9 protein-coding genes are annotated in these 13,964 nt (G+C 33.3%); 4 read left to right on the top strand and 5 right to left on the bottom strand.

Going from position 1 to position 13,964, the window contains the following annotated elements:
• Positions 1–39 precede the first annotated feature (39 nt).
• The 4 genes from PBT91_RS14145 to PBT91_RS14130 all read left to right on the top strand — a co-directional run bounded on the left by PBT91_RS14145 (position 40) and on the right by PBT91_RS14130 (position 9,336).
• Positions 40–3,405 carry a SusC/RagA family TonB-linked outer membrane protein gene (locus PBT91_RS14145; protein WP_270059105.1) on the top strand — a complete coding sequence of 1,122 codons (3,366 nt, stop codon included), beginning with the start codon at positions 40–42 and terminating at the stop codon, positions 3,403–3,405.
• 22 nt (positions 3,406–3,427) lie between these two features.
• Positions 3,428–4,861, top strand: a complete 1,434-nt coding sequence (locus PBT91_RS14140; RefSeq protein WP_270059104.1) for a RagB/SusD family nutrient uptake outer membrane protein — start codon at positions 3,428–3,430, stop codon at positions 4,859–4,861.
• Positions 4,862–4,867: 6 nt separating this feature from the next.
• Entirely contained in the window at positions 4,868–6,376 is a 1,509-nt protein-coding gene (locus PBT91_RS14135) for a TlpA disulfide reductase family protein (protein WP_270059103.1), read from the top strand.
• Between the two features lie 152 nt (positions 6,377–6,528).
• Positions 6,529–9,336, top strand: a complete 2,808-nt coding sequence (locus PBT91_RS14130; RefSeq protein ID WP_270059102.1) for a M16 family metallopeptidase — start codon at positions 6,529–6,531, stop codon at positions 9,334–9,336.
• A gap of 306 nt (positions 9,337–9,642) precedes the next feature.
• On the opposite strand, the gene PBT91_RS14125 is transcribed toward PBT91_RS14130, so the two are convergent.
• From PBT91_RS14125 to PBT91_RS14105, 5 genes are all read right to left on the bottom strand, one after another.
• Positions 9,643–10,335, bottom strand: coding sequence for a sterol desaturase family protein (locus tag PBT91_RS14125; RefSeq protein WP_270059101.1), 693 nt, complete (start codon positions 10,333–10,335; stop codon positions 9,643–9,645).
• A 10-nt stretch (positions 10,336–10,345) separates the two neighbouring features.
• Entirely contained in the window at positions 10,346–10,960 is a 615-nt protein-coding gene (locus tag PBT91_RS14120) for a deoxynucleoside kinase (RefSeq protein ID WP_270059100.1), read from the bottom strand.
• Between the two features lie 371 nt (positions 10,961–11,331).
• Positions 11,332–11,691 carry a DUF6122 family protein gene (locus PBT91_RS14115; RefSeq protein ID WP_270061474.1) on the bottom strand — a complete coding sequence of 120 codons (360 nt, stop codon included), beginning with the start codon at positions 11,689–11,691 and terminating at the stop codon, positions 11,332–11,334.
• A gap of 42 nt (positions 11,692–11,733) precedes the next feature.
• Entirely contained in the window at positions 11,734–12,051 is a 318-nt protein-coding gene (locus PBT91_RS14110; RefSeq protein WP_270059099.1) for a DUF202 domain-containing protein, read from the bottom strand.
• Position 12,052: 1 nt separating this feature from the next.
• A complete protein-coding gene (locus PBT91_RS14105; RefSeq protein WP_270059098.1) occupies positions 12,053–13,846 on the bottom strand; it encodes an SLC13 family permease in 1,794 nt (597 codons plus the stop codon).
• Positions 13,847–13,964 lie beyond the last annotated feature (118 nt).

The raw sequence follows: 13,964 nt of genomic DNA, 5'->3' as shown, positions 1-13,964 counted from the left end.
CGTGATTTATTAAACCACAATTATCTACAATTTAAAAGTATGAAAAAAAACTCTATTGCAGAAGGGCTCAGGTTGTTATGGGCTAAATTTAACGACAGTTTAAAAATAGGTTTAATAACCTTATTGTTTGCACTATTTAGTATGCAAACCTACGCATCCTCTCAATCTATTAAAATTTCTTTGGAGGAAAATCAAATAAGCTTAAAAAAGCTTTTTAATAAAATCGAGAAAATTACAGATTATTCTTTCTTATATCATGTAGGGGATATCGATTTGTCCCAAAAAGTAGATATAAAAGCAAATGAGGTTGCCCTGGAAGATGTTTTAAAACAAGTGCTTACAAAGACAAATATTGATTTTCAATTAAACGATAAGCAAATAATTTTAAAGCAAAAAGAAGAAAAAGAAATACCCGGTACATTAGAGCAGCCTAAAAGAAAAGCGCAGCAACAGAGCATTGTTAATGGTACGATTAGAGACCTTAGCTTAGAACCTCTAATGGGTGTTACAGTAAGAATAAAAGATAAAAATCGTGGTGTTATAACCAATGAAAAAGGAGAATTCTCCATAAGAGTAAGTATAGGAGAAACATTAGTGTTTACCTATATAGGTTTTGAGAATATTAGTCGGGAAATTAGTAATTATGAGCCTTTAGACATTGTGATGGAGGAAGCTGTAAATGGCTTAGATGCTGTACAGGTAACCGCTTATGGTAAAACTTCTAAAAGATTAACTACCGGGAATATTGTAACCATTACCGGGGAAGAAATTGAGAAAAGTCCGGTAACGAATGTTTTAGAAGCAGTTCAGGGAAAAATACCGGGTGTATTTATACAGCAAACAAATGGACAGCCAGGTTCTCCTGTAAGTATCCAAATGAGAGGACAAAATTCGATTAGTTCTGTAACTGATTTAGATCCATTGGTAGTTATCGATGGGGTAAGATATCCTTATGGGAATTTACCAACTGCTAGTGGAACCGGAGCTTTGGTTGGAGGGAATGCTTTAAATTTTATCGATCCTAATAATATTGAAACTATTAACTTCTTAAAAGATGCAGATGCAACGGCAATCTATGGATCTAAAGGTTCTAATGGGGTTATTGTTATTACTACGAAAAAAGGTCGACTTGGTACGCAACAAATTTCTTTTTCCTCCAGAAACGGAGTGTCTTTTAGAGGAAAGAGTCCTGATCTTTTAAATACACAGGATTATCTTAATTTAAGAAGAGAGGCTATAGAAAATACAGGACAAAGTGTTGGATTTGGTGATTGGGACTTAAATGGAACCTGGAATACAGATAATGAAACCGATTGGACAGATTATTTTCTGGATGGGGCTGCTTTTACCAGTGTGAATAATTTAAGTTACTCTGGCGGTACAGATCGTATTTCTTATTTAGTTAGGGCTAATTATAACAGTCAGGAAAATATACAAAACGCGAATGGTAATAATCAAACCGGGGGAATTCATTTTAACCTAAATGTAAATAGTGAGAATCGTAAATTTAATCTAGGCTTAACAGGTACTTATAATACCACTAAAAACACAGTTGTACCATTTAATAATAGTTATTTATTATATGCACCCAATGCGCCCGAATTATATAATGAAGACGGAACCTTAAACTGGACAACTTACGATGATGCAAATGTTGCTCGAAACCCCGCTTCGATTTATGAATTAATTCATGAGAATAAAACAGATAATTTAATCTCGAATATCGATTTAAAATATATTCCGGTTAAAGGCCTCGAAATTAATACTATGGTAGGAATTAATATTTTATCTTCTAATGAAATTTATGTAAAGCCAGACACCTATTATAGTCCTAATAGTTGGGAGGTAAACTCCAGCGAGTTAAGTGTTTCTAAGCTAAGAACTTTAACTGTGGAACCAAATATTAGTTATAATACCAGTTTAGGAGACTTCGGGGAAATTACGGCCAAAGTGGGAGCAACTATCATTGATGGACTGCGTGAAAAAAATGATGTATTAGGTACAGATTTATTAAATAAAGAAGTTGCCAGAAATCCAACAATGGCAAATGCAGATAACATAACGACCAATTACACTAGTTTAACAGAGAGATATATAGGTGGCTTTGGTATTTTAAATTATAATTTGGGTAATAAATACCTAGTTAATTTTAATATAAGAAGGGATGGCTCCACTAAATTTGGATCAGGCAATCGTTTTGGAACATTCTGGTCGTTAGGAGCAGGTTGGATAATAAGCGAAGAAAACTGGTTTAAAGATTCCTTTGATTTTGTAAGTTTTGCAAAATTAAGAGGAAGTTATGGTACCAGTGGAATCGATGGAATCAATAACTATCAATATAAAACCACATATTTCTCAAGCTTTTCGTATAATAGCAATAGAGGGTTTTTGGCAAGTGGACCTGCAGATCCATATTTGCATTGGGAGGAAACAAGAAAAGCCGAATTAGCTGTAAACTTAGAATTTTTAGAAGGTCGAATTTCCGTAACTGAAAGTTATTACGATAATAAATCTTCAGATCAATTGGTTAGATTTCCTTTATCTATTGTTACCGGTGTTAATTTTTTAACAAAAAACACACCCGCTGAGGTAAGGAATTGGGGACACGAAATTACTTTGAATACACAAAACATTGTTTCGGAAAACTTTAAATGGTCTACCAGTTTTAATATTAGTTTACCAAAAAATAAATTAGTCTCGTACCCCAAGGATATGACTCTAACCGATCCCAATCTTAAAATTGGGAAGTCTGTTAATGGTAAAAGATTGTATAATTATCAAGGGGTAAATCCAGAAACCGGAAATTATAATTTTTGGAAAGATCTAAATGGTGATGGTGTTATTACAGATGATGAAGTTGGCGAATGGGAATCGGGCACTGTTTTAGACTATAATCAGGATCGTACTGAGTTTTTAGATTTAAACCCTAAATTTTTTGGAGGCTTTCAAAATAATTTCAGTTATAAAAATTTTAATCTAAGCGTGTTATTTTCGTTTACCAAAAGAAAGGCTCTTAATTTTATTGGTTCTCAAACCGATCAACCTGGGACATTTAATACCAATATTGCTAAAGATATTTATGATGCTCGTTGGCAACAACCGGGAGACATTACTGATGTAGCTAAGCCAAGAGCAGGATATATGGGGTATACTAATTTTGCTAACTTTAAAAATAGTACCGGTGCATATTCTGATGCTACTTACGCACGATTACAAAATGTGAACTTAAGCTATAACTTTCCTTCAGAATTTACTGATAAGATAAATTTTAAAAATATCAGCGTTTACTTACAAGGTCAAAATTTATTGACTATTTCAAATTATGATGGGTACGATCCAGAGACGCTTGCTGCAGGCACAGCGCCTTTAAGAACAATAGTGTTCGGACTTAATTTTACTTTATAATTTAATATAAGAAATATAAAACATGAAATTTAATATAAAAAATATAAAACTATTTTTAAGCTTAGGTGTAGTCTTTTGCTTATCTGGTTGTGACGATTATTTGGATATTCCCGCACCTTCAGATGCCTTTTACGAAGAAAATACTTTTGTTAACGATGCAACTACTGCTACGACAATTAATGGTGTTTTAGCGCAGCTTTCAGTAAATTATCCCTTCACTAATTTATCGCTGTATACCGGCCTTTATACAGATGAGTTTACGCTTAATGTGAATAATGCGCTTACATATCAGCGATATTATAATAATGATTTAAACAGTAACAACGCGCCATCGGCATGGTCTGATTTTTATCCTATAGTATATCGTGTAAACGCGATAATGGAAGGAATCAATACCACAAATGAGACGCTTAGTAACAAAGACCAATACTTAGGCGAAGCTTACTTTTTAAGAGGTTTATGTTTTTATTATTTAACTACATTATATGGCGATATAGCGCTGCCAACCACTTCAGATTACCAAGTAAATAATAAATTGTCGCGAGCACCACAGCAAGAAGCTTTTCAACAAATCATAGCCGATTTAGAAATGGCAGAATCGCTGCTATCAGAAAATTATGTAACTAGTGATGGATTAGAAACTTCATCTCAGGCAAGGCCTAATAAAACTGCAGCGCAAGCTTTGCTAGCGCGAGTACTTTTATATAACCAAGATTGGGAAAAAGCGCTAGAAAAATCGGAAGCAGTTATAAATGGTACACAACAAAGTTTGGTAGGTTTAAATCAGGTTTTTAAAACAGATAGTGAAGCGATGATCTGGGAGTTAATGCCAAATAATAATCCAGATTCTTATATGAGGTATGTGCCAGATTATAATATCTATTTTGGATGGAATTATGGTTTTAGTTCGATTGAAATCGAATTTGCTAATGCACCGGTATATTTAAGCGAAAGTCAATTGTCTGTTTTCGAAGAAGGAGATCAGCGTTTTGAAAACTGGGTTTCCCCGGTAGAACTGAATGATAGTACTACCTATTATTTGCCTTATAAATATCAAACACAAACCGCAGGAGAGGAGGCTTCGGCTATATTGCGTATAGCCGAGCAATACTTAATTATTGCGGAAGCCAATGCGGAATTGGGTAATCTAGGCGAAGCCGTTGCAAAAATTAATGCGGTGCGTAATCGCGCAGATTTACCTGCAATTAACCCAACTTCTAAAGAAGAAATATTGGCCGCTATTTTAAAAGAACGTAGAGCTGAATTTTTTGGTGAAGGGAGTTTCCGATTTTTGGATTTAAAAAGAACAAACAAGCTTGATGTAATTATGAATCAAGCCGTGCAACAAAAAACTGAATTTGGAGAAGCAACCTGGGAAAGTTATAAGCAATTTTGGCCAATTTCGTATAGCGAAATAAATGCAAATCCAAACTTAGAGCAAACCCCGGGATATTAATATAAAATGACTAGACAAACTTTATATATCGCCGTAACCTTAGCATTGATAGGGTTTACGGCTTGTAAAAAAGATAAAAAACAGGTTGCTTTTGCAGATCAAAAGATCGAAATTATCCAATCTAAGCTAGATTCTCTGGCAGCTTTGAATAATAAAGTTTCAGATAGCCTGCTTTTAGAAAAGCTGGAGCAATTAAGTAAAAGTGACGAGGAAGCCAAAATAAAATTATCCTATAACTACTATTATCGTCTTGACGAGCCGGAAATAGTAGATTCACTCACAAAATTATCTATTAAAAAATTCCCAAAAGGAATTCAAACCAGATTTGCCGAATATCAAAAGATTTTTTCCAAGGATAGTTTAAACGAGCAAATCAATCAATACGATGCCTGGGTAAAGCAATTTCCACCAGAGAATTATTCGTTTGATGATCGCGATATTTACAATATTGCTATTTATTACCTTTTAGAAAAAAGTGTAAATCAAAATAAAGCAGCGCTCACTACAGCTTTGAAAAATCGACTTTTAGACCATCCTTCTAAGGTAAACACGCTTTATAACATGGCGGTTTTATATCTTAACAATGGGCAAATCGATTTATCTAAGACTAGTTTGGATAAAGGATTGGCTGAAATAGACAAGTGGTTTAATAATTCTAATCTCACGAAAGAATCAAAAAAGGTACTTGAAAGCAGGCATCTTGATCTTTTGCGGCTTTATGCATTTCTTTTAGCTGAAAATGACGAATGTAATAAGGCTATCGATTATTTTGAAGCCTATAAGAATGAGACCAATTTTATAGATACTGAAGCCAATTTAAAATATGCCGATTGCCTTGAAGCTACCGGACAAAAAACTAAGGCATTCGAGCAGCTTAAAGAAGTGGTTAAACTTCATGATCAGGTTGCAGAAGAAAATTATCCTCGGTTTAAAAGCTTGTTTTTGGAATCACAGGGCAACGAGCAGGATTTTGCTGCTTTGGAGAAAGCGATGCAGCAAGAATTAGATGCTTCATTAAAAGAAGAAGTAATTGAAAATATGATTACTGAAAAAGCGCCAGAATTTAGTCTTATTAAAATGAATGGTGAAAAGATTTCCTCTTCAGATTTAAAAGATAAAATTCTTGTGGTAGATTTTTGGGCTACATGGTGTGCTCCTTGCAAAGCTTCTTTTCCCGCAATGCAACAGGTGAAAGATCACTATAATGATGATCCGAATATCAAGTTTCTTTTCGTTAATACGATGGAATCTGGATTGCCATCTGAAGTGAAACCTAAAATTGAAAAGCTACTAAAATCAAATTCGTATGATTTTGAAATGTTTTTGGATACCAAGGACGATAGCAATACTTACAAAATGGCTAAAGCTTATCAGATTAAGGCCATTCCGTATAAATTTATAATTGACGGAGAAGGTAATATTAGATATAAGATCAAAGGTTATGAAGGCAACCTTGAAATAGAGAAAAAGAAGCTAATCGCAATGATCAATGCTGTAAAGGATAAACAATCATAATTAATCGATTTACGAAGTAACTACGTTCAGGTAGTTTTCAGTCGAGTTTTGGATTTTATAGTTTCAGTCTCAATTTAGAGAAACGCATTACTTCAGGTTAATGTTCATAGTACAGTAAATCTTCAGAATATAAATCACATAAAATTTAAAAAATGATTAGAAAGAAAATATGCTTATTACTAGCCTTTTTTACACTTGCGCTTAGCGCGCAAGACAATAAGCTGGAAAAAGCAAAACTTATCCATGATAGCTTAAGTAATGGTCTTAACTATTACATTATGCAAAATAATGAGCCAGAAAATCGAGCTTCGTTTTATTTTGCTCAAAATGTAGGTTCAATTTTAGAAAATGATAGCCAGCAAGGATTGGCGCATTTTCTAGAGCATATGGCTTTTAATGGGACCGAGAATTTTAAGAATAAAGAAATGCTTACCTATTTAGAGCAAAATGGCTTAAAATTCGGAACTGAAATTAATGCCTACACCAGCTTCGATCAAACCGTTTACAATATTAATCAGGTTCCTGTAACTAATGAAAAATTATTGGATTCTGTATTGTTGATATTACACGATTGGTCTGGATATTTATCGTTAACAGATGAAGAGATTGATAACGAAAGAGGAGTAGTAAACGAGGAGTGGAGAAGTTCTAATACTGCAAATTATAGAGCTTCTACAAAAATCTGGTTAGACGGTTATCTTAAAGATTCGAAGTATAGCAAGCGTATGCCGATAGGCAAAATGGATATCGTTAATAATTTCGAATATGATAAATTAAGAGATTATTACGAGCGCTGGTATAGACCAGATCAGCAAGCAGTAATTGTTGTAGGAGATATCGATCCAGAACTGATGGAACAAAAAGTAAAAGATATTTTTTCAGAAATACCCCTTAAGAAAGATTTACCTGCAAGAGAATCATTTGATGTGACTTTAAACAAAGAACCACTATTTATCGTGGCTACCGATAAAGAACTGGGAAATCCTAATGTAGAATATTTTATTAAGCATAAAAAAGAAGATCTGTCGGTACTCGAAAAAGAGAAAAGATCCTTAGTGGGAAGCTTAACAAATTATATTCTAAATAATAGATTATCTGAATTATCTGTTGAGGATGATAGTCCCGTATTAGGTGTAGGTTTTGGTATACAGGATTTTGTGAGACCTCTGGAAGTGTTGAGTATTAATATTAGTCCTAAAAAAGATAGTTTATTAGCAGGCCTGGAATTTGCACTTTCAGAATACAAGCGTTTTGCAGAATACGGAGCTACATCTGCAGAGCTTGAGAGAGCTAAAGCGGCTTTTAAAACTAGCTATACTTCGGCAATTAAAAATGTAGATAAACGAAGTAATGATTCTTATGCTTCAGCAATTATAGATGCTTATTTAGAAAATGAACCGGTATTCGATTACAAATCGAGTTTAGTGTACGGGGAAAATTTAATCGAAAAAATTAATAATAACGATATTCTTGATTACTTGTCTGATTTTGAAGGTGAGTATGGCCGCGGAATCGGAATTAAAGGAACTACTGATTATAATTATCCTGAAAAAAATGAGATAGAAATTATTTTAGAAAACATAAAGAACAAATCTTTAGCACCTTACGAAGAAAATCTTCAGGAGAAAACTTTAATCAATGAAGAACTTCAGAAAACTGAAGTAACCAGAGAAACGAAACTTAAAGGAATTGATGCCAAGCAATATACTTTAGCAAACGGATTAAAAATCGTGACTTTCCCTACAGATTTTGAGAAAGACCAAGTTTACATGAGTGCTTTTAGCCCGGGTGGTCAATCATTGATCGCTACTAAAAATTTACCAAATGTAAATGTAGCTTCTTATGTGGTTTCGCAATCTGGTTTAGGAGATTTGGATAAAATCGAATTACAAAAAAAGCTTGCGGGTAAAGAAGTTTCTTTGGGAGTTTCAATCAATAATTATTCTGAAAATATCTCTGGAGGTGCTAGTACCAAGGATTTGGAAATACTGCTTAAAGAGGTCTATTTGAATTTTACATCACCTCGATTTGATGCCAACGCCTTGGATATTCTAAAGCAAAATTTTGAAAACAGTTTAGAAGCAAAGAAAAACAATGTTAATAGCGCTTTTCAGGATTCTTTAACCCTGGCGACTTCAGGCCATAGTGAGCGAGCTTTAATTTTTGATCGTGAACTTATAGATAATATCAGCTTAGAAGGAGTAGAGAACGTTTTTAAAAATAGAATTGCTAATGCCGGTGATTTTACGTTCGTTTTTGTAGGAGATTTTGATGAGAAAATTTTAGTGGAATTAGCTCAAAAATATCTTGGGAATATCCCAAAAGGAAAAAAAGAGACGATTAAAAATCATAACATGGTTCCTAAAAAAGGACTTACTAAAGTTCATGTTTCAGAAACTATGGAAACGCCACAATCTACAATTAGCATTTACATGAATGGTGAGATGAAATATACCAGAAAAGCTAATTTAGAAGTATATATTATAGCTGAATTGCTGAATAAAAAATACATGAAGCGTATTAGAGAAGAAGAAGGCGGAAGTTATGGCGTTAGTGTTGGAGGTAATGTTGTAAATAAACCAAAAGGTAATTTTAATCTAAATATAAGTTTTCAATGTAATCCAGATAAAGCTGAAGAACTCTTAGAGATAGTTTATGAGGAGTTAGAGAATATTTCTAAAAACATTGATTCTTCTAATTTTTCAGAAATTAAAAGTAACATCAAGAAGAACCATAGAGAGCTGCAAAAAGAAAATGGTTTCTGGATGAGTACCATTGTATCTAGTTTAGAGAACGATCTTCCAATTGATTCTCAAGAAAAATTTGAAGCTTTAGTAGATAAAATAACTATAAGCGATATCAAGATTACAGCCGTTCGTCTAAATAAAAATCCTGCGATTGTGGAAGGTGTTTTAAGCCCAAAAAATCAAGAAGACGATTTAAATACAGCTGTAGATTAATTTTTCATTTGAATGTCCGTAATCATAAAAAGTTTTGGTTAACCTGAACTGGATTCAGGGGCTAATCCAGAACTGATTCTGGATCAGTCCGTAATTACGAAAACTAACAGATTACAGATAATCAAGATTTATTAATATTAGATTTAGCCTAAAAAGGGGTTCAGAATATTTTCTGAACCCCTTTTTTATTCTTGGAGTATAAATTTCCCTTGAGAATTAATTTTTAAAGTCTGAAAACCTTTTTCCAAAAAAAAATCTGTTCGGCTTAGGATAGGGAAGTTTACTTTTAATTATTTTTTTCTGAATTTAATGGGTATGTGCCGGTCCTTTATGTTGGTCGTCAATACTTTTACCTACTGCTGTTCTTTCGCTTGCAGGGCTTTTTCTAGGCATTGTTCTAAAAATATGATCCCAAAGTGGCGACGAAACGCCAAAGGCGCGATCTGGCTCACGATAATGATGTATGCTGTGATGATGCCATAAAATCTTCAAAAAGTTATCGGGAACTTTAAAAGCATGTACCGAATAGTGTACGGCTAGATATGCAGCGTAACCAACCAGGAAACCAGATAGAAAACCAAAAACATAGTCGCCCAAAATCGCACGATAAATAATAAACAGGATTGTAGCTACAATCAAACTTAACACCGGGGGCATTGCTAATCTGGTTTTGTCTTTTGGATAATCATGGTGTACACCGTGCATTGTATAAGATATTTTTTGTCGCCTTGGTGTGGTTGCGGGAATATGATAAAGATAGCGATGCGCTATATACTCAATCAGCGTAAAAAATGCTAATCCTCCTAGAAACCATACTAAAATCTCTGGCGCCTGAAATCCTTTTTGGAAAATCCCATAATAAATAAGTGCAGCAGCTGTACCAAAAAAGATTATTAAAGGCGCAGCAATATGAGTATGTGTTAACTTTTCTAATAATGGGTTTTCAAATAATTTGGGTGAGCCTTTATGCTTAGGCCTTTTAAGTTTAGTAGATTCCATAATCTAAATTTTAAAATAATCCGTTTATCTCTCCGTCAATTCTATTGATGATATTTCCCAGATCTTCCGGTTCATCAACAAAGTTTATATTATCAACATCAATAACCAGTAAATTACCTTTATCATAACCATGAATCCAGGCTTCGTATCTTTCGTTTAGCCTGCTTAAATAATCGATAGAAATAGAGTTTTCATATTCTCTGCCTCTTTTTTGTATTTGCGCAACTAAATTGGGAATACTGCTTCTTAGATAAATTAGTAAATCGGGACCTTTAACTACACTTTCCATAAGCTCGAATAACGACTTATAATTCTCGAAATCTCTATTGGTCATTAATCCCATGGCATGCAAATTGGGAGCAAAAATGTGGGCGTCTTCGTAAATAGTACGATCCTGAATAATCTTTTTCCCACTTTCTCTAATCTGTAATATTTGTCTAAATCTGCTGTTTAGAAAATAGATCTGAAGATTAAAAGACCAACGTTCCATTTTGTTGTAGAAATCTTCAAGATAAGGATTTTCTAAAACGTCTTCATAATGCGCTTCCCATTTATAATGTTTAGCAAGTAGTCTTGTGAGCGTGGTTTTTCCTGCGCCAATATTTCCTGCAATCGCTACATGCATGGTGTTGAAATGTTATAAGTTAGAACTATTTTTTATTTTAAGATCGTAAATATAAAGCATTTCAATCACAGCATTTTTTGTAATTCGTCTAATATACTTTTGAAATTGATATCTAATTTTTTACAATATTTAAACGAAAATATGCATTCTATAATGTGAAATCCTAATTGTATAAGGAATTTAATATTTTTTTACAACTTTAGCGAATTTTTCAAAATTTCAAAATCATGCGGAATATTCTATTTTTTCATAATTTATCTGATTCAATTTACTACTAAGTCATTTCTTCAATTTAACTAATCATTTAGAAAAAGATAAGATCCACTTATCAATGCTACCGGTTTTAGGAGAGAAGGGTGCTTGTCAATTTTTTAATTAGAAACGTTGATTTGGATTAGTTGTTTTAAAGCTGAATCATCATAACAAGATCCACATTTATAAAACGTAAAAAGACAGTCTAGAAAATCCGTAAACATATGAAAACTAAGCCCTATAAAAATGAGTTTAAAAATTCCTTTTTTTAGAAAAACGGCGCCTAAAATATAAAAAATGATCGCAATTTGGGAGTGCAGGGGATGGAATCCTATACCACAACGATGAGGGTCAAAAAGCGGATTAGCGAAAATATGATCTATATCTACCAGCATGGTTAGTGCGAGAATAATCCAATTGTGCTTCCAATTCTTTTTGTCAAAAAAATAGGCAATTATTCCAATAACCAAAAAGTGCATCGAATAATGAAAAATGCTTTGTATCAATATTGGTGTTTAAATTCAGGTGTTTTCAGAAGAATTATCTGGCTTTAATAATTTATTCAATTTTTTGTTAAGATGAATATATCTTATAATACCAATAGACAAAAATATAATACTTACTGAAAATGCACCATAACCCAGCCAATGTAATTCTGGATATTCTTTTATTTGTAATAAAGCGAGTCCGCCGATTAGCAAATATAGCGAAGCTCTTATATAGGCCAATAGCGTACGTTCATTGGCCAATTTAGTTCGTTCTAAAGCAAGATGTTCTCTTATGAGTTTTTCATCAATTATTCTAGTTTTAAAGGGATTGCTAAGTTTTACTTTTCTCATTTTATTTAATTTCAAAAGGGAAAAATATCGGAATTATAAAAGATGCTGCGATCCAAATTATTAGATTTAAAGGAGTTCCAAACTTTAAAAAGTCATTAAATTTATAATTTCCAGGTCCATACACCATTGTGTTTGTTGGGTAGCTTACTGGTGTCATAAAGGTTAATGAGCACGCAAACATTACTCCAATCAATAAAGGTTTTTCACTAATGCCTAAAGCCGCAGAGAGACTAATTACAATTGGAGCCATTAATGCTGCCGCTGCTTTGCTGCTAAGTACATTGGTTGAAAGAAAGGTAATAAGAAAAATTAAGCTTAATATAATCCTGGGATCCAAACCGCCAATTTGATCAAAAATAAATTGTGAAATAACATCTGAACCTCCGGTTTTTTCTAAAGCTTTTCCCATAGAAAGTACACCGGCCATCATGAAAATTACTTTCCACTCTATAGCATCATAAGCTTCTTTAGGTTTTAAAATCGATGTGGTAACGATTAGTAAACCGCCAATCATAGCACTTATAAGTATCGAGGTGAGATTTAATGCCGCAGATAAAACTACACCTAATGTTATTAGCAATGCAGGTATTGCTTTTTTATAATTAACTTTTTTAGTTTGATAATTAGAGAGGATAACTATTAATTTTCGTGATAATAAGGTCTGAATATTTTTTTCAGAAGCGTAAACTAAAAGCATATCACCTTCTTTTAAAATGACATTTGATACATCCTGAGTGATAATTTCTTTGCGATGTCGCAGCGCTAAAACCGATGCATAATAAATATTTCTAAAGTTAAGCTGCCTTAATGATCGCTCTGCAAGCGAGGAACCATAAGGGATCATTACTTCGTAAATTTGTTTTTGTTCTTTACCATCCTTAGATTTTTCATTTTCCAAAAGATTAGCCTTATCACCAATAAGTTCGTAACCACCTTTCTCCATAAGTTCGGTAAGATGCTGGGGATCTATAATAATTTTAATAGAGTCCTCTGCTCTTAATATGGTATCTCCGTTTATCTCATAAACCCTATGATGTTTCCGTTTAATAGATAAAACCTGTGCTCCATAATGGCTTACAAGTTTAGATTTTCCTATACTATGATCTACATCTGTACTTTCAGCTTTGAGAAAAACTTCTGCTAAATAACTTTGTGCTTCTTTGGTTAATCCGCTTTCATGCGCCTCTGCTCTTTTTGGCAAGAGTAAAGGGCCTACTATAATTATGTAAGCTAAGCCAATGGCCAGCAGGCATAAAGCTGGTAAAGTAAATTCAAACATATTAAATGCTTCTAACCCACTTTTCTTGGCAATACCGCTTATTAAGATATTTGTAGATGTGCCTATAAGCGTACACGTGCCTCCAAATAATGCTGAAAAAGATATAGGAATCAATAAACGAGCTGGGCTAATACCGGTTTCCCTGCAGACCAATAATGCCATAGGAATTAAAATAGCGACCACGGCAGTATCATTAATAAAAGCAGAAAATAATGCTGCAGAAAAACAGAATATCATCAAAGCAAATACATAATTGATTTTGGCGATGCTTATAATCCTATCACTGAAGCTTTCGATAATTCCGCTTTTAAAAATAGCTGCACTTATAACAAACATGCATCCAAGGGTAATAGTTGCAGGGTGGTTAAAGCCAGAAAAACCTTCTTCAGGACTCAAAACGCCGCTTACTATAAATAATGCCATAATCAGGATCGATGTAGTATCGATCGTAAAATAATCTTTAATAAAGAGGAAAATACCAATCAGGATAATAGCGGTGGTGATATAAAGTTCCATGTATTATGAAGACTATTTTTAATTTGAATGTTTAATAAACAATGTAGAATGCATAAATATGCTTAACCATAAAAACATTAAGTTGTTTTTCGTTAAATCTTTCTTCAATTCTAATGTT

It is taken from the genome of Zunongwangia sp. HGR-M22 (assembly GCF_027594425.1).
In the GTDB taxonomy this organism is placed as follows: Bacteria; Bacteroidota; Bacteroidia; order Flavobacteriales; family Flavobacteriaceae; genus Zunongwangia.
This window is presented reverse-complemented; position numbering and strand designations above follow the sequence as displayed.